Genomic DNA, 16,253 nt, shown 5'->3' with positions numbered 1-16,253 from the left:
CACACACGCCCACACGTCACCGGCGGAGCGCAGCAGTCCGAAACACCGGCGCCGCTGGCCGGGCGTGACCCGCACAGCGACACGCGCGGTGCGGTGCACGACCCGCTCGGCGGCGGGATCCCGACGGCGAGGCATAAACCGAAGCCAACACCACCCCTACGACATTCTCCCAACCCGACCCAACCCGGCCAACGTTTGTGGACACGGCACTAGCCGCGGGCGCGCCGCCCGTCGAAGGGCGCCACCGGGTCGGCGACCTGGCCGAGTTCCGCCGGGAGCTGGGATACGACGTCGTCGTAGTCGCCGGGTGGGATGGTCTCGCGGAGGGTGTCGAACACCGCCCGCATGCCGATCTCGGCCAGCGCCGGCTCCACCTCGGCGCGTCCACTGACCCGTTGCACGAAGACGTCGAGCCCGAACCGCTCGCCGGTCTCGCTGGAGGCGAACGCGTACGCCTTCAGGTCCTCGGGAAGCTGGGTGGCGAGGTCACGAGCCTCGCCCCCGTCTATCCGTTCCGCCAAGGTCCGCAGCGTGGCCTGGGTGAGAGCGGTCGCTCGCGCCGACGACGTGTTCGCGCGCTTCGCCACCATGCCGATGAAGTCGTTGCTGTCCACGGTCGGAGCCCTCCTCTTGGCCAATGGCGGCATCTACCCGCGCACCACCACGGCAAACGGCGGTGCGCGCCTGGACACCCCCGGCGGGCCCGCGCCGCCCGGTCGCGAGGTGAGCTTCCGGACTCAGGCCGGCATATCGGTGGTTACCGGATGGCGACCCGGTTTCCTGGCTACCGTAGGTGCGGAGCCGGTCAGCGGCGAGCGGCCCGGTCGATCGGCCGGACGGCCCGGCACCGAGGGCTGGCCGAAGGGCCGATCGCTGGAGGCGATACCGGTGACGATGGAAGCAGAGCGGACTCTCGACGAGGAGCAGCTCACCCAACTGGGTGAGCTCGCCGCCCAGCTGCGGGTGGACTCGATCCGGTGCAGCACCAGGGCCGCGTCCGGGCATCCGACGTCGAGCCTCTCCGCCGCCGACCTGCTGGCGGTGCTGATCTCCCGGCATGTGCGCTACGACTGGGCGGAGCCGGGCAACCGCGCCAACGACCACCTGATCTTCTCCAAGGGCCATGCCTCGCCGCTGCTGTACGCGGTCTTCAAGGCGGTGGGTGCGATCAGCGACCAGGAGCTGGTCGACACCTACCGCCGGTTCGGGTCCCGTCTGCAGGGGCATCCCACCCCGGCGTTGCCGTGGGTCGACGTCGCCACCGGTTCGCTCGGTCAGGGACTGCCGGTCGGCGTCGGTATCGCGCTGGCCGGCCGGTACCTCGATCAGCTGCCGTACCACGTGTGGGTGCTCTGCGGCGACAGCGAGACGGCCGAGGGCTCCGTCTGGGAGGCGCTGGACAAGGCCGGCCACTACGGGCTGCGCAACCTCACCGTGCTGGTCGACGTGAACCGGTTGGGGCAGCGGGGGCCGACCGAGCTGGAGTGGGATCTGGACACCTACCGGCGGCGGGTCGAGGCGTTCGGCTGCCAGGCGATCGTCGTCGACGGCCACGACCTGGCCGCGATCGACGACGCGTTCGGCCGGGCCCGGCAGGCGACCGGTCCCACCGTCGTGCTCGCCCGCACGGTCAAGGGCAAGGGCGTACCCGAGATCGAGAACAAGCCGGACTGGCACGGCAAGCCGCTGAAACCCGATCTCGCCGAGCGGGCCGTCGACGCTCTCGGCGGGGTACGCCAGATCCGGGTCACCGGGCCGCAGCCCGAGCCCGCCCCGGCCACCGGCGCCCCCGCAGCTCAGCCGCTCCAGCTGCCGCGGTACGACCGGGGCGCGAAGGTCGCCACCCGCAACGCGTACGGTGATGCGCTGCGCGCGGTGGGCGTCCGGCCGGAGGTGGTCGTCCTCGACGGTGAGGTCAGCGACTCCACCCGCGCCGACCGGTTCACCGACGCCTATCCCGACCGCTACTTTGAGATGTTCATCTCCGAGCAGCAGATGGTTGCCGCGGCGGTCGGGCTGCAGGTGCGCGGGTACCGCCCCTTCGCCTCGACGTTCGCGGCGTTCTTCTCCCGCGCCTACGACTTCGTCCGGATGGCCGGCGTCTCCCGGGCCGACATCGCCCTGTCCGGGTCCCACGCGGGCGTGGAGATCGGGGCGGACGGTCCCTCCCAGATGGGGCTGGAGGACCTGGCCGCCATGCGCGCCGTCCAGGGGTCAACGGTGCTCTATCCCAGCGACGCCGTCTCCTGCGCCGCTCTCGTCGCCCAGATGGTCGACCGCAAGGGCGTCAACTACCTGCGCACCACCCGCGGCGGGCACCCTGTGCTCTACGACAACGACGAACCCTTCCCAGTGGGCGGCAGCAAGCTGCTGCGCGGCGGCGACGACGACCGGGTCGCGCTGATCGGGGCCGGGGTGACCGTGCACAACTGCCTGGCCGCCGCCGACGAGCTGGCCTCCGCCGGGATCAACGCCCGGGTCATCGACCTCTACTCGGTCAAGCCGCTGGACCGGGAGCGGTTGCTCGCCGCCGTCCGGGACACCGGCGGCCGGCTGGTGGTCGTCGAGGACCACTACCCCGAGGGTGGCCTGGGGTCGGCCGTCCTCGAATCGCTGGCCGACCTCGCCGAGCCGTTCCGGCTGACCCACCTGGCGGTACGCGGGCTACCCACCTCCGGGACGCCCACCGAGCTGATGGACCAGGCGGGGATCGGGGTCAGCGCCATCGTCGCGGCGGCGCGCGCCTCGATCTGAGGGGATTCCGGGCCCGCGATGCCGGCCCCGCGCCGGGACCGACCCCGTTTCGGCCATCCGCTCGCGGGTACCCGCACGGTCCGGTGCGAGAGGGGGTCCGAGTGAACCACGCGGAGTTCATCCAGGCGGTGGCATCACGACCTGGGGTGTTGCCGTCGCAGGCCGAGCCCGTCACCCGTGCCACGCTGGAGGCGTTGGCGGAACGGATCAGTGGCGGTCAGGCCCGGGACCTCGCCGCGCAGCTTCCCGAGGAGCTGCGGGTCCACCTGTCCGCAGCCGACGAAGGTTCCGTACCGTTCGGGCTCGCCGAATTCTTCGAGCGGATCCAGGCCCGGGCTGCGGTGAATCTTCAGACGGCGACCGACGGTGCGCGCGCGGTGCTGGACACGCTGCGTGCGGCGGTCAGCGAAAAGGAGTACGGGGACTTCGTCTCCCAACTGCCGAAGGAGTTCTGGCAGCTCACCGGGCCGGCCGCCACCCGGCTCGAACCACGCCGGATCGGCACGTAGGCGCGGGTTCCGCTCAATCGCCTGGGCGAACGTCAGTCTGTCGCGATCCGGACAGGACGCATGGGCCGGCAGGCCCCGGGGCACAGTGACCCGGTGGACGACGTACTGGACGAGACGCTGCCCAGGCCGGCCCGGCCGGCGGACGTCGGGGAGCGGGCGACGGTCCGGGTCGTGGTGGTCGGGGAGCCGGGGCTGCTGCGTACCGCCGTGGCCGCGGTCCTGGCCGGCGCACCCGGTTTCGAGGTGGCGGGGGAGTGCGACCCGGCCGAGGGGGTCGCGGAGGCGGTCGCCGCCCGGCGGCCCGACCTTGCCCTGGTCGACTTCGACGCGGTGCGCGATCCGTCGGCCCTGACCGGACGCCTGCACGCCCGGTTGCCGGAATGTGCGGTGGTCGTGCTGACCACCCGGCGCACCGCGCGGGTGCTGCGCCGGGCGCTCGGTGCCCGGGTGCGCGGGGTCATCGCCAAGGACGTGCCGCCGGAGGAGCTGATCGACCAGCTCCGCGCGATCGCCGACGGGCAGCTAATGATCGATCCGTTGACCGCGCTGGCCGCGCTCGACGCGGCGGTGAACCCGCTCAGCGAGCGGGAACGGGAGGTCGCTGCCGCCGCCGCCCGGGGACTGCGCACGAAGGAGATCGCCGCCCGGCTCCATCTGGCCCCGGGCACCGTCCGGAACCACGTGTCGACCCTGTTGCGCAAGACGGGCGGGCGGAGCCGGTGGGACGCGATCCAGCGCGCCCAGGACGCCGGCTGGATCTGACGACACGCGGACCGGGGTGTCGCGCCGGAGCCGATTTCAATAGGATTCCTGACCGTGCGTCATCGTTCGCGCACGTGACGTCAACAACGGGGGTTGATGACGGGGAGTCTGCATGGTCCGCACTCTGCTCGCGCTCAAGGGTGCACTCGTCCGCGGCGCGCTCGCTCAGCTACTCGACGCCGAGGACGACATCGACGTCGTCGGCGAGGCGGACACGCCGGACGAGCTGCGGTCCGCCCTGCGAGCCGAGCGTCCCGACGTCGCCGTCGTCGACGGCGACCTGGTCACCGCGGACCAGCTCGGCGACCTGGCGTCCGCCGGGCCGGCCGGCGGCCCGGACGGCGGCCCGCCCGGGCGGCTGCTGGTCCTGGTCCAGCAGCGCCGCGCCGCCCGGCTCGGTCCGGTGCTCGCCGAACACTGTCGACGGATCGGCTTCCTCAGCCACGACGTGGCCCCCGGGCGGATCGTCGAGGGCGTCCGGCAGCTCGCCGACGGTCAGGTCGTGCTCGACCCCGACCTGGTGGTCGCGGCGCTGGCGGTCGCCGACAGCCCGCTGACCCCGCGCGAGCGGGAGGTGCTCGACGTGGCGGCCGAGGGCCATCCGGTGCGGGACATCGCGGAGCGCCTTGTCCTGTCCGCCGGGACGGTCCGCAACCACCTGTCCCGGATCATGGCGAAGACCGGCGCGCGTACCCGGCTGGAAGCGGTGCGGATCGCCCGGGAGTCGGGCTGGATCTGAGCAGGTCCGCCTCCCCGTAGCCAACCAGTTCCCGGTACGCGGCCGAGCGGTCCAGCAGGCCCCGGTGGCTGTCGAGCAGCGCGGCCCGCCCGTCGAGCAGCAGCACCCGGCGGGCGCGCAACGCCGAGCTGACCCGGTGCGCGATCACCACCAGCGTGCCGGGCCGGTCGGCGAAGGCCTCCTCCAGCCGCGCCTCGGTCGCCGGGTCCAGGTGGCAGGTCGCCTCGTCGAGGATCATCAGGGGCGCGGGGGAGAGCCAGGCCCGCAGTAGGGCCAGCTGCTGACGTTCCCCGGCGGAGAGGTCCGCCGGGCGCAGCGTCGCGTCGTAGCCGCCGAGCCGGTCCACCAACCCGGTCAGCCCCAGCCGGGTCGCCGCCCGGGTGATCGCGGGATCCGGCAGGTCGGGCCGGAGGTACGTCAGGTTCTCCCGCAGGGTGCCGGTGAAGACGTACGCCTCCTGCGGGATCAGGACACGCCGGTCGGCCAGCTCCGCCGGCGTGGCGCCGGCCACCGGCACCCCACCGACGCGCACTGTGCCGGCCTGCGGCGACAGCACCCCGGCCATCAGCCCGGCCAGGGTCGACTTGCCGATCCCGCTCGCGCCCACGATCACCAGGTGGTCCCCGGCCGGCACGTCGAGGTCGAGTCCGTCGAGCACCGGGTCGGCGTGCGGGCCGTACCGGAAGGTCACCCCGCGCAGGGACAGCGCCGGCGCGGTCTGCCGCGGGACCCGGGCGGTGGCCGGCGCCGGGGTGCGCACCGGGACGTCCGTGCGCAGCAGCCGGTCGAGGGTGACGGCGAAGCGCAGCCCGCCGGCGGCCACGCCCTGGACGAGGGTGTGCAGGGCGGGTTGCACGCCACGCACGACGTAGACCAGGGCGCCGAGTACCGCGCCCGGCCCGAGCCCCTGCCGGACCAGCCACGGGGTGGCCAGGAGCACCACCGGCACCGGCACCCACCCGCCCACGGCCAGGGTCAACCCCCGGGTGGCGGCCATGGTGGCCAACCGTCGCTCCACCCGCGCCTGGTCGTCGACGTACCCGCCGACCCACCGGGTGGTCCGGTCTCGCGCGCCGCTGACCGTGACGTCGCGGTGGCCGGCCACGGCGGTGACCGCGACCCGGCCCAGCCGCTCGTCGGCCAGCACGTACTGCCGCTGCCGGGCGATCATCGCTGGCAGGGCCGCCGCGAACAGCCCCAGGCCGGCCAGCACCGGCACCGTCACCAGCAACGCGACCGGCGCGGCCAGGGAGAACAGGCCGACGACGGCGGCGCCGGCGGCGAACAGGAAGCCGCGCACCACCATCAACAGGCCCGCGTAGGTGTCCCGCACCATCTCCACCTGGTGGGTCAGCCGGGCCACCGCCGCGTCGTCGCCGCGACCACCCGTCGCACCTTCCAGCGCGCCGGCGACCACCCGGCGCAGCAGGTCGTCGCGGAACGGCTCCACCACGTCCCCGAGCAGCGCGTACGCCCGGTTGGTGCCCACCGCGCCGATGAGCACGGCGGCCGCGAGCAGGCCCAACCAGAGCAGCCCGGTCGCCGGGCGCCCGGCCAGGAAGCCGTCGTCGACGGCCCGCGCGGTGAGCAGCCCGGCCAGCCCCGCCGGCAACGCCTCGGCCACCGACCAGCCCGCCAACCAGCACAGCTCGGCGCGGCGCGCCCGCAGCGCCGCCCGGGTCACCTCGCCGACCGCGCTCACGCCCGGAACACCGCCCGGTAGTCGGGGTCGTCCCACAGCACCCGGTGCGGGCCGACCGCGCGGACCCGCCCACCGTCCACCCAGGCCACCAGGTCCGCCCGCGCGGCCATGCCGACCCGGTGGCTGACCACGATCCGGGTACGCCGGTCGCCCGGCCCGGTCAGCGTCCGGGTCACCCGGTACTCGGTGACGGTGTCCAGGCTGGACGTGGCGTCGTCGAGGACCAGCAGCCGTCCGGCGCGCAGCGCGCGGGCCAGCCCGAGCCGCTGTCGTTCCCCGCCCGACATGGCGACCTCGGCGAGCGGCGTGCGGTAGCGCCCGGGCAGCCGCTCGACGAAGTCGTGGATGGCCGCCGCCCTGCTCACCGGCACCGGGTCTGCGCCGCACCCGACCGCCTCGCCGACGGTGTCACCGACCAGCACCGGCCGTTCGAACCCGTAGCCCACCGCCGCGTGCAACGCGGCCTGGGTCAGCTCGGGCAGCGGCACGCCGTCGAGGCGTACCTCGCCGGAGTCCGGGTCCCGCAGTCGTCCGGCGACGGCGGCGAGCAGCGACTTGCCCGCCCCGGACGGCCCGACGACGACGAGCAGCGTCCCGCCGGGGACCCGCAGGTCGACCCGGTCGAGCAGCAGACGCCCGTCGTCGCCCCGCACGCTGACGTCCCGCAGCTCCAGCTCGCCCGGTCCGGGGGGCAGCGTCCGGGTGCCGTACCGGCGGACCGGCTCGCCCAGCACGTCGGCCGCGCGCCGGCAGCCGGCCCGTACCCGGACCGCCTTGTTCAGGGCGCCGACCACGGTGCCCAGGCCGGCGCCGAGCGCCGCGTACTGGAGGGCGGCCAGCAGCTCGCCGGGGGTCATCCGCCCGGCGGCCAGCGACAGCCCGCCGACGGCGACGACGGCCAGTTGCAGCAGCGGGTTGACCACCGCGCCGCGGGTCGCCGCGCCGGCCAGCACGGTCCACGTCCGCGCGCCGTGCGCGCGCAGCGCGGCGACCGGGGTCAGCACCCGCGCGACCTCCCGTTCGGCGGTGCCGGCGGCGGCGATGGTCCGCGCCCCGGCGAGGGCCTCCACCATCCGGCCGGCGAGTTCCCCCTGGGCCTGCTGGTAGCCGGCGACCGCGGTCGAGGCGTCGGCGACGAAGTTGCGCAGCAGCACGCCGAGCAGCAGGAGCCCCACCACGAAGGTGAGGCCGAGCCACGGGTCGATCAGGGTGAGCGCCACCAGACTGCCGAGCGGCGGCAGCAGCACCGTGCCGGCCAGTACGACGGTCGGGGCGGCCTGCCCGGCGTCGGCCACCTGGCCCACCAGCCGGCCCACCAGGTCGCCCACCGGACGGCGGGCCGCGATCCGTGGGTCGAGGGCGAAGATGTGTTCTGCCAGCGTGTGCCGCAGCCCGGCCACCGAACGGGCGGTGGCGGCGCCCGTGCCGTAGTCCCGTACCGCGTCGGTGGCGACCAGCACGGCGATCAGCGCGACCACCGCGGCGAGCCAGTGGCCGGACGAGGCGCCCGGCGCCGTACCGACGGCGGCGTCGACGGCGCGGCCCAGGGTCACGGGCAATGCCAGCTCGGCCGCCACGCCGACCACCGCGACCACGGCCAGCACCGGGGTCCACCAGCCGGCGGACCCGACGGCGCGCAGCAGGAGCCGGTTGGCCGGGGTCATCACACCTCTTTCACGCCGCGGCCCCGGACCGGCGTGAACCGGCCCGGGGCCAGGCGAACTGATCGTCAGTGGCAGGTGGTGACGCTCAGCGAGCTGTCACCGCAGAGCAGCAGGCTGGCCTGGCTGCCGCCACCGGTGCGCTCGGCGGCCGGCAGTTCCATTCCCTGGAGGTCGAGCAGAGCCATGTCGGTTCCTCTTTCTCTCGTGGTGCGGAGTTGGGCTTCTCGGGTGGTCGTCGGGTCGACGACCGCCATCTCAGTTGCAGGTCGTGACGCTCAGCGAGCTGTCGCCGCAGAGCAGCAGGCTGGCGCGGCTGCCGCCACCGGTACGCTCGGCGGCCGGCAGTTCCATCCCCTGGAGGTCGAGCAGAGCCATGTCGTTGCACCTCCTTCCACATGAGTCGGGTCGGTCGGCCCCGGGGTGACCCGGGGAGCTTCGGTGGCCGGTCAGCCGGCCGATCCCGCCGGCGTCGCGGCCGGCAGCGGCCTCAGTGCCGGACGCGGCCCCGCCTCCGACGGCGGATTCGCGTCCGGCGGCGGCATCGCGTCCGACGGCGGCCTCGCCTCCGGCAGCGGCGTCAGGAACGGCAGCCGGGTCGCCGCCGCCGGGCGGGTCGCCGCGAGGGCGGTGAGCACGCCGGCGGTGCCGGTGGCCAGGTCCATGGAGAGCCGCAGCAACTGGTCACCGGGGAAGGCGGTCAGCCCCCGGTACGGCAGGGCGTGCCAGCTCAGCAGTCGGGCCTGCTGCCGTGCCGGGTCGTACTCGCCCCGCCCGGCCAGGTAGGTGACGATCCCCGCCCGGCCGGCGAAGAGGCCGGACTGGGCGTAGAACGGGGAGTCGGCGCAGCCCCGGATCGCCGCCGCCGCGGTCTCGAACCGCTGGTCCGGGCGGTGGCGCAGGTACTGGTCGAGCACGAGGCCGATGCCGACGCTGCCCTCGGCGAGGTACGGCATGGTCCGCCAGCCCTCGTTGACCTCCAGGTGGCCGGCGTCGCGCTGCACGCATCGGCGCAGGTCCTGGCGCAGCGCGGTGGCGGCGTGGTCGAGCAGCACCGGGTCGTGGTCGAGCTCGTACCTGCGCAGCAGCATCAGCGCCACCCCGGCCCCGCCGCGGGTCAGTCCCGCGTACGGGTGCCGGCCGCCGCTGACCTCGGCCACCGACTCGACGTCGCCCAGCCGCTCGACGACCAGGTCGAGCGCCTGCCGGGCGGCGTCGGCGTACCGCCGCTCGCCGGTGACCCCGGCGAAGTGGGTCAGGTTCAGCGCGACGCCCGGGAGGCCGCCCATCAGGTCGTTGCCCAGCTCCGTCCACGGCTGGTCCAGGCAGAGGTCCAGCAGCCGCAGCGCCTCGTCGCGGTGCCCGAGCCGGTCCAGCACGTACGCGATGCCGTGCAGCCCGTCGTAGAAGCCGAGCCGGCTGCCGGAGGCGGGTTCGCGTACCCGGTCGATCAGCCACCGCTCGTGCTCCGGCTCGGTGGGCGCGCCGCTCGTGTGCAACGCCCACAGCACTCCGGCCGCGCCGTGGGCGAGGTTCAGCCCGCCGTCGCTGCCCGCGAACTGCCGGATGTCGCCCGGGAAGAGTCGGTCGTCGCGGTGCGGGGTGGCGCTGGCGACGATCGCGGCGGCGAGGCGGTCGCGTAGTCCCGGCCAGTCGTCCGGGTCGATCCGGACGGCGCCGCTGGTGCCCGCCGGCACCGCGGCCCGTACGTCCGGCGTCCCGGCGTGGCCGTCCGGCGCCTCGGCCCGGCCGCCGATGATCACGGCTACCGTCTCGTCGAGCAGGTCCCGGGGCACGGGGAAGTTCTCGGCCACCACGTCGGCCAGGTGCGCCGCCTTTTCCGGGGCGAGCCGCAGCATGGCCGTCAGCGGCAGGAAGAGCGCCAGCCGCAGGCAGGCCAGGGCGTACCGGTCGACGTCGAAGCCGGTGCGGTCGCGCGGGGCGGCGAAGGCCTGGTTGCGCAGCGCCGGCCGGCCCGCCGCGTCGGCGGGCGCGGCGACCTCGAAGTCGACCAGCGTGGCGGTCCCGTCGTCGCCGACCATGATGTTGAACATGTGCAGGTCGCCGTAGACGATCCCGTGGGCGTGGATGGCGTCCACCGCCTCGGTTACCTGCCGGTGCACGTCCAACGCCCAGCGGGTGTACGCGGCCCGGTCGGCGTCGGGGTGGACCAGCGGGTAGCGCTCCACCACCAGCTGGTTGAGCGGGCGGCCCTCGACGAACGCCAGGGCCAGGAACTCGTGCCCGCCGAAGCTGAACTCGTCGTGCACCCGCGCCAGGTGCGGCACGTCCGCGAGCTGCCGCAGCACCTCGGCCTCCCGCCGCAGCCGGGTCACCGCGTCCGCGCCGGTGGCGTCCAGTCCCGCGTACGGCCGGGCCTCCTTCAACACGACCCGGTTCCCGGTGCGGGTGTCCCGGGCCTCGTACAGGCCGCCGCCGTTGGAGAAGTGGATCACCTTCTCGATCCGGTACGGCAGCGCGGTGGTGCTCGCCGCGTTGCGGGCGGCCAGGTGCGGGGCGAGGAAGTCGGGCAGGGTGACCCACTCGGGCACGTGGAAGACGGGGTCGCGGCGGTCCGGCACCAGGCTGCCGCTCGCGTCCTCGATGGCCGGCACCACCTGCCCGTCTGGGGAGAGGCAGTACCGGGCGGCGAAGCCGCCGTAGCGCAGGTGGACGGGGCCGTCGCCGTAGCGCAGGTCGCTGAGGATGTACGGCCCCTGCTCGCCGTCGAGCAGCGCCGCCAGTTCCTTGGCGGTCAGCTCCAGCTCGGCGTCGTCGCGCGGGTAGACCGTGATGAACTTGCCGCTGGCGGCGCGGCGGGCGTACTTGCTGTTGCGCATGAGCAGCATCCGCGGCCCGCGCAGGTGCTTGAACGGGATGCCGCGCGGCTGGCAGTAGTCCATCACCCGGGTCAGCACCCGTTCGGCGTTGTCCAGCCGGGCCGACACGTGGATCTTCCAACCCTGCTGGGGGAGCGAGCCGTCGACCGGGCCGTGGATCAGCCAGTCGTCCTTGACCTCGCACTCCCAGCCGTCCGGCACCGGGCGGTCCGTCGCGTAGCCGGCGACCACCGTGCTCGCGCTGGCCAACGAGTCGTAGAAGAGCGGATCGACCGCGCAGTACGAGTCGTACCGTTCATCCATGTCGCCTGCCTCCGCCGCCTGATCGGTTGGGGTCCATCCTGCGGACGGCCGAGAGGCGTGCGAAGTGCGATGAGTCATCGATCGGCGGTGAGTTTCCCACCCCGAAGTCGTGACAACGGCGGAGTTTGAACTCGCGAACACCGCGTGACCAGTGCGGAGGCCGGCCGGCACCGATGGGCGGCCGGACCGCCGGCGGACATGGAACGGGGGCGGGCCGACCGGCCCGCCCCCGTCACCGTGGTACCGCTCAGTGCACCGGCACCTGCGCGGCCGCCTCCTCCTGGGCGCGTCGCTCGTCGCCGCTGAGGGTGTGCAGCGGCTTCTCCTTGATGAACAGCACGACGACCAGCGCGAGCGCCGCGACCGGCGCGGCGACCAGGAACAGGTCGGCGGTCGCGATGCCGTACACGTCCTGCACGATGCGCAGCACCGGCTCGGGCAGGGTGGACAGGTCGGGCACCTCCGCGGAGCCGCCGCCGGTCGTCGCGGCCGGGCCGAGCTTCTCGGTCATCAGCGAGGTCACCCGGTTGGCCAGGACGGCGCCGAGCGCGCTGACCCCGATGGCCCCGCCCATGCTGCGGAAGAAGGTCAGCACGGAGGTGGCGGCGCCGAGTTCGTGGGCCGGCACGTCGTTCTGCGCGGCGAGCACGAGGTTCTGCATGAGCATGCCGACGCCGATGCCCAGCACGGCCATGTAGATCGACAGGACGACCACGCTGGTGCGGGCGTCGATGGTGCCCAGGAGCAGCATCCCGACGGTCATCACCGCCGCGCCGGCCACCAGGTAGGCCTTCCACCGGCCGAACTTCGTGATGAGCTGGCCGGCGATCGTCGACGAGATGAGCAGACCGAAGATCATCGGGAGGCTCATCAGGCCCGCGACGGTCGGCGACTTGCCCAGGGAGATCTGGAAGTACTGGGACAGGAAGACGGTGCCGCCGAACATCGCGACGCCGACCAGCACGCTGGCGACGGTGGCCAGCGAGACCGTGCGGTTGCGGAAGATGTTCAGCGGGACGATCGGCTCCGCCGCCCGCGACTCGACGAGCACCGCCAGCGCCAGCAGGACCACACCGCCGGTGACCATCGCGGCCGTCCAGCCCGAGGCCCAGGCGAACTTGTTGCCCGCCAGCGACGACCAGATCAGCAGCGTGGAGACGCCCGAGGTGATCAGCACCGCGCCCAACCAGTCGATCTTCACCCTGCGGCGGACGACCGGCAGGTGCAGGGTGCGCTGCAGCAGGACGATGGACAGGATGGAGAACGGCACCCCGATCAGGAAGCACCACCGCCAGCCCAGCCACGACGTGTCGACGAGCAGGCCGCCGATCAGCGGACCGGCGATGGTGCCGACACCGAAGACCGCGCCGAAGATGCCGGCGTAGCGGCCCAGCTCACGCGGCGGGATCATCGCCGCCATGACGATCGTGGCCAGCGCCGTCATGCCACCGGCGCCGATGCCCTGCACGACCCGGCTGACCAGCAGCACCTCCACGTTCGGCGTGAAGCCCGCGATCAGCGAACCCACCACGAACAGCCCCAGCGAGAGCTGGATCAGCAGCTTCTTGCTGTACAGGTCGGCCATCTTGCCCCACAGCGGCACGGTCGCCGTCATGGCGAGCAGTTCGCTGGTGACGATCCAGGTGTAGACGGTCTGGCTGCCCTGCAGATCGGCGATGATCCGCGGCAGCGCGTTCGCCACCACCGTGGAGGCGAGGATGGACACGAACATGCCCACCATCAGGCCGGAGAGGGCCTGGAGAACCTCCCGACGCGACATGCGCGTGCCGACGACCTCGGCCGGGTCGGCGGGCGGGGCGGTTGTGCTCATTGACGCTCCCTTTCGGGGTGGATCCGGATTGGCTGGCCCCGGAACGGATGCGCCGGGGCGGGGGCTGGTGGGTCAGGAGGTGGGCGACGGATCCGGCAGGCCGGCGACGACCGCGGCGAACGCCTCGTCCACGAAGTCGCGCAGTGGCCGGCCGTCAATGTCGGCGGCCCAGCGCAGCATCGCGGTGCGGAACGCGGCGCCGGCCACCGCGGTGACCAGCGCCGGGTGGCCGTGGTCCGGATCGACACCGAGGCGCGCGGCGATCGCCTGGATCATGGCTCGCTCGGTCTCGATGTTGCCGGCCATCAGGCGGGGCAGCAGCGCGGGATTCTGGGCGATGACCGCCAGGCGCAGCCGCCACAGCTCGCGCTCGGACTCCATCGTGTCGATCGCCTCGTCGAGGGCGATCCGGACAGCCCGCAGCGCCGGCACCTGCGGTGGGGTGGCCTCCAGCCGGGCCACGACGCGGTCGCGGTCGACCGCCAGATCGGCGATGAGCGCGTCGTCCTTGCAGGTGAAGTAGTTGAAGAAGGTACGCGAGGAGACGTCCGCCGCCTCGCTGATCTCCTCCACCGTCACGTGCTCCAGGCCACGTTCGGCGACCAGCCGCAGCGCGGCGGCGGTCAGCGCTGCCCGCGTCAGCCGCTTCTTGCGGTCCCGGCGCCCGCTGGCGGCCTGTTCGGTTACGGTCACTCCGGCGACGCTACGAGGAAACTTGCGGAGCCTGCAAGTTTTTATTCTGTGAAGTGATGTTCCCGACCGGCGCGCTACGCGCCCGAGATCGGAGCGAGGCGTGGCAGTGATCGTCGGCCGCCGACGGGTCGTCGTGCCGTGACCGCCGTCGACGTGCTCGTGGTCGGGGCCGGGCCCACCGGGCTGGCCATGGCGGCGCAGCTGGCCGCCTTCGGGGTGCCGGTCCGCGTGGTCGACCGCGCGGGCGACCGGGCCCATGAGTCGCGGGCGTTGGCGATTCAACCGCGCACCCTGGAGGTCCTCGCCGGCTCGGGGGTGACGGACGAGCTACTGGCCGGCGGCAACCCCGCGGTCCGGCTGTGCCTGCACGCCCACGGCCGGGTGCGGGCGGTGCCGCTGTTCGACCTGGGCCTGGCGGATACGGCGTACCCCCATCTGCTGTTCCTGTCGCAGGCGGAGACCGAGCGCATCCTGGGCGAGCACCTGGCGGCGGGGCTCGGCGTCGAGCGGGGCGTCGAGCTGGTGGGGATGAACCAGGCCGGGGACGGCGTGGCGGCGACCCTGCGGCACGCCGACGGCCGCGAGGAACCGGTGTCGGCACGGTACGTGGTGGGCTGCGACGGCGCGCACAGCACGGTGCGCCACCTCGCCGGGATCGGCTTCGAGGGCGGCGCGTACCCGCAGACGTTCGTCCTGGCCGACCTGGAGGCCGACGGCGTCGCCGGCGGCGCGGCGCACGCGTTCGTGTCCGGCCAGGGGACGTTGTTCCTCTTCCCGCTGCGGCACCCGGCCAGCTGGCGGCTGCTGGTGATGCGTCCACCCGCCGACGCGCCCCCGCCCGAGTCGCCGGTCACCCTCGACGAGGTGCAGGCGCTCGCCGACACGTACACCGGCGCGACGGTGCGGCTGCACGACCCGGTCTGGATGACCAACTTCCGGTTGCACCACCGCGCGGCCACCCGCTACCGCGCCGGGCGGGTGTTCCTGGCCGGCGACGCGGCGCACATCCATAGCCCGGCCGGTGCGCAGGGCATGAACACCGGCATCCAGGACGCGGTCAACCTCGGTTGGAAACTCGCCGACGCACTGCGCGGCGGCGCCGATCCGAGCCTGTTGGACACCTACCAGGCCGAACGGGCGCCGATCGGCCGGATGGTGCTGCGCTTCACCGACCGGGCCTTCACCGCGGCCACCTCCACCAACCCGGTCGTCCGCTTCGTCCGCGGCCGCCTCGCCCCCGCGCTGATCCCCGCCGTGCTCGCCCCCCGGTTCGTGCGGGCCACCGCCTTCCGCACGGTGTCGCAGCTGGGCATCGGCTACCGGCGGAGCCCGCTGTCGACCGACGGCCCTCGCCCGCCGCGCAAGGGCCCCCGGGCCGGGGACCGGTTGCCCGACGCGCCGGTTGCCGGCGCCGACGGTGGCACGCTGCACCGGCTCACGGCGGCGCCCGGGTGGCACCTGCTGCTCTGCGGCCCCCCGGCCGCCTGGCCGGTGGGCGATCCGGCCGGACTGGCGCAGCGGTACCCCGGCCGACTCACCGTGCACCGGCTGACCGAATCCGATACCACCGGGGGAGCGGTCCCCGCCGCCCGCGCGCTGCGCCGGCTCGGCCTCGTCCCCGGTGCCAGCGCTACCTACCTGGTCCGCCCCGACGGCCACCTCGGCTACCGGTCGGGCGGCACGGACCTGGCGGGGTTGACGGCCTACCTGGACCGCTGGCTTCCCTTGTGACGCCGCGGCGACGCCGGTGCCCACTGAAAGGCCTGGCGCAGCCCACCCGCCACGCCACTACGGACGCGGACCCGCCTCGGCCAGCAGCTCCGCCAGCTGGCCCAGGTCATCGAGGCGAAGGTCGCCGTCCAGCCCCTTCAGCGCGGCGGTCATCGCGCCGGCGGCCCGTCCGGCCAGCAGGCCGACGTCGGCATCCTCCACGACCAGGCACCGCGCCGGCGGCACGTCGAGCAGCTCGGCGGCGCGCAGGTAGCCCTGCGGGTCCGGCTTTCCCACCGTGACGTCCTCGACCGTGACCAGCACCGGTGCGTCGATTCCCGCCGCGCCGAGCCGGGCCTTCGCCAGCCGGCTGTCGGCGCTGGTCACCACCGCCCACGGCAGCCCGAGCCTCGCCAGCGTCTCCAGCAGCGCCGGCGCACCACGGGTGGCGGTCACGTCGGACAGGTCGTCGTACTGCAACGCCAGCTGCCAGTCCGCTGCCGCAGCCACCGCGGCCTCGTCCAGGCCCGGCAGCAGTCGCCGCACCGTGCGGTCGGCGGGACTGCCGTGCGCGATCGCCAGCACCGCCTCCGGGTCGACGTCGTACTCTGCCGCCCACACCCGCCACGCCCGCTCCACCGCGGCGTCGGAGTCCACCAGAGTGCCGTCCATGTCCAACAGCACCGCACCGACCGACGACACGTCCATGGTCACCTCCGGTAATATACTCGCATGGCGAGGATAAGGTG

At 73.9% G+C, this 16,253-nt stretch carries 14 protein-coding genes; 5 read left to right on the top strand and 9 right to left on the bottom strand.

From position 1 onward, the window contains the following. Window positions 1–209: 209 nt before the first annotated feature. Window positions 210–614, bottom strand: a complete 405-nt coding sequence (locus tag M2302_RS22690; protein ID WP_280839864.1) for a DUF2267 domain-containing protein — start codon at window positions 612–614, stop codon at window positions 210–212. A 280-nt stretch (window positions 615–894) separates the two neighbouring features. On the opposite strand from M2302_RS22690, the gene M2302_RS22685 reads away from it, so the two are divergent. The 4 genes from M2302_RS22685 to M2302_RS22670 all read left to right on the top strand — a co-directional run bounded on the left by M2302_RS22685 (window position 895) and on the right by M2302_RS22670 (window position 4,764). After that, window positions 895–2,754, top strand: coding sequence for a transketolase (locus M2302_RS22685; protein WP_280839868.1), 1,860 nt, complete (start codon window positions 895–897; stop codon window positions 2,752–2,754). A gap of 101 nt (window positions 2,755–2,855) precedes the next feature. After that, window positions 2,856–3,263, top strand: coding sequence for a DUF2267 domain-containing protein (locus M2302_RS22680; protein ID WP_280839863.1), 408 nt, complete (start codon window positions 2,856–2,858; stop codon window positions 3,261–3,263). Between the two features lie 93 nt (window positions 3,264–3,356). Next, window positions 3,357–4,025: a response regulator transcription factor gene (locus M2302_RS22675; RefSeq protein WP_280839862.1), complete on the top strand. Its 669-nt coding sequence runs from the start codon at window positions 3,357–3,359 to the stop codon at window positions 4,023–4,025. A 112-nt stretch (window positions 4,026–4,137) separates the two neighbouring features. Then, complete coding sequence (locus M2302_RS22670; RefSeq protein WP_280839861.1) at window positions 4,138–4,764, top strand: response regulator transcription factor; 627 nt, start codon at window positions 4,138–4,140, stop codon at window positions 4,762–4,764. Here the strand turns inward: M2302_RS22670 and M2302_RS22665 are convergent. From M2302_RS22665 to M2302_RS22635, 7 genes are all read right to left on the bottom strand, one after another. Continuing rightward, complete coding sequence (locus tag M2302_RS22665) at window positions 4,694–6,466, bottom strand: ABC transporter ATP-binding protein (protein ID WP_280839860.1); 1,773 nt, start codon at window positions 6,464–6,466, stop codon at window positions 4,694–4,696. The two genes, M2302_RS22670 and M2302_RS22665, sit on opposite strands and share 71 nt — an antisense overlap. Further along, the gene (locus M2302_RS22660; RefSeq protein WP_280839859.1) at window positions 6,463–8,130 is read right to left on the bottom strand and encodes an ABC transporter ATP-binding protein; all 1,668 of its coding nucleotides are present in this window, start codon (window positions 8,128–8,130) and stop codon (window positions 6,463–6,465) included. The genes M2302_RS22665 and M2302_RS22660 overlap by 4 nt, the downstream gene beginning before the upstream one ends. A gap of 65 nt (window positions 8,131–8,195) precedes the next feature. Continuing rightward, a complete protein-coding gene (locus M2302_RS22655) occupies window positions 8,196–8,315 on the bottom strand; it encodes a SapB/AmfS family lanthipeptide (protein ID WP_091302793.1) in 120 nt (39 codons plus the stop codon). Window positions 8,316–8,385: 70 nt separating this feature from the next. Continuing rightward, window positions 8,386–8,505: a SapB/AmfS family lanthipeptide gene (locus M2302_RS22650; protein WP_088647629.1), complete on the bottom strand. Its 120-nt coding sequence runs from the start codon at window positions 8,503–8,505 to the stop codon at window positions 8,386–8,388. Between the two features lie 71 nt (window positions 8,506–8,576). Then, window positions 8,577–11,270, bottom strand: a complete 2,694-nt coding sequence (lanKC, locus tag M2302_RS22645) for a class III lanthionine synthetase LanKC (protein ID WP_280839858.1) — start codon at window positions 11,268–11,270, stop codon at window positions 8,577–8,579. Between the two features lie 247 nt (window positions 11,271–11,517). Then, on the bottom strand, window positions 11,518–13,101 hold the full coding sequence (locus tag M2302_RS22640) for an MDR family MFS transporter (RefSeq protein ID WP_280839857.1): 1,584 nt from the start codon (window positions 13,099–13,101) through the stop codon (window positions 11,518–11,520). Window positions 13,102–13,173: 72 nt separating this feature from the next. Continuing rightward, window positions 13,174–13,794, bottom strand: coding sequence for a TetR family transcriptional regulator (locus tag M2302_RS22635; protein WP_280839856.1), 621 nt, complete (start codon window positions 13,792–13,794; stop codon window positions 13,174–13,176). Between the two features lie 138 nt (window positions 13,795–13,932). On the opposite strand from M2302_RS22635, the gene M2302_RS22630 reads away from it, so the two are divergent. Then, window positions 13,933–15,525: an FAD-dependent monooxygenase gene (locus tag M2302_RS22630; RefSeq protein WP_280839855.1), complete on the top strand. Its 1,593-nt coding sequence runs from the start codon at window positions 13,933–13,935 to the stop codon at window positions 15,523–15,525. Between the two features lie 57 nt (window positions 15,526–15,582). Here the strand turns inward: M2302_RS22630 and M2302_RS22625 are convergent, their stop codons facing one another. Beyond that, window positions 15,583–16,212, bottom strand: coding sequence for an HAD-IA family hydrolase (locus M2302_RS22625; RefSeq protein WP_280839867.1), 630 nt, complete (start codon window positions 16,210–16,212; stop codon window positions 15,583–15,585). Window positions 16,213–16,253: the final 41 nt, after the last annotated feature.

The organism is Micromonospora sp. A200, assembly GCF_029893845.1.
GTDB lineage: Bacteria > Actinomycetota > Actinomycetes > Mycobacteriales > Micromonosporaceae > Micromonospora > Micromonospora purpureochromogenes.
The sequence above is the reverse complement of the archived record's forward strand: the minus strand, read 5'-3'. Positions and strand labels throughout refer to the sequence as shown.

What these genes read in the sequence shown, in the direction of transcription:
- M2302_RS22685 (WP_280839868.1), top strand. Translation starts at nt 895, where the DNA reads ATGGAAGCAGAGCGGACTCTCGACGAGGAGCAGCTCACCCAACTGGGT.
- M2302_RS22670 (WP_280839861.1), top strand. Translation starts at nt 4,138, where the DNA reads ATGGTCCGCACTCTGCTCGCGCTCAAGGGTGCACTCGTCCGCGGCGCG.
- M2302_RS22660 (WP_280839859.1), bottom strand. Translation starts at nt 8,130, where the DNA reads ATGACCCCGGCCAACCGGCTCCTGCTGCGCGCCGTCGGGTCCGCCGGC.
- M2302_RS22655 (WP_091302793.1), bottom strand. Translation starts at nt 8,315, where the DNA reads ATGGCTCTGCTCGACCTCCAGGGAATGGAACTGCCGGCCGCCGAGCGC.
- M2302_RS22650 (WP_088647629.1), bottom strand. Translation starts at nt 8,505, where the DNA reads ATGGCTCTGCTCGACCTCCAGGGGATGGAACTGCCGGCCGCCGAGCGT.
- lanKC (WP_280839858.1), bottom strand. Translation starts at nt 11,270, where the DNA reads ATGGATGAACGGTACGACTCGTACTGCGCGGTCGATCCGCTCTTCTAC.
- M2302_RS22640 (WP_280839857.1), bottom strand. Translation starts at nt 13,101, where the DNA reads ATGAGCACAACCGCCCCGCCCGCCGACCCGGCCGAGGTCGTCGGCACG.
- M2302_RS22625 (WP_280839867.1), bottom strand. Translation starts at nt 16,212, where the DNA reads ATGGACGTGTCGTCGGTCGGTGCGGTGCTGTTGGACATGGACGGCACT.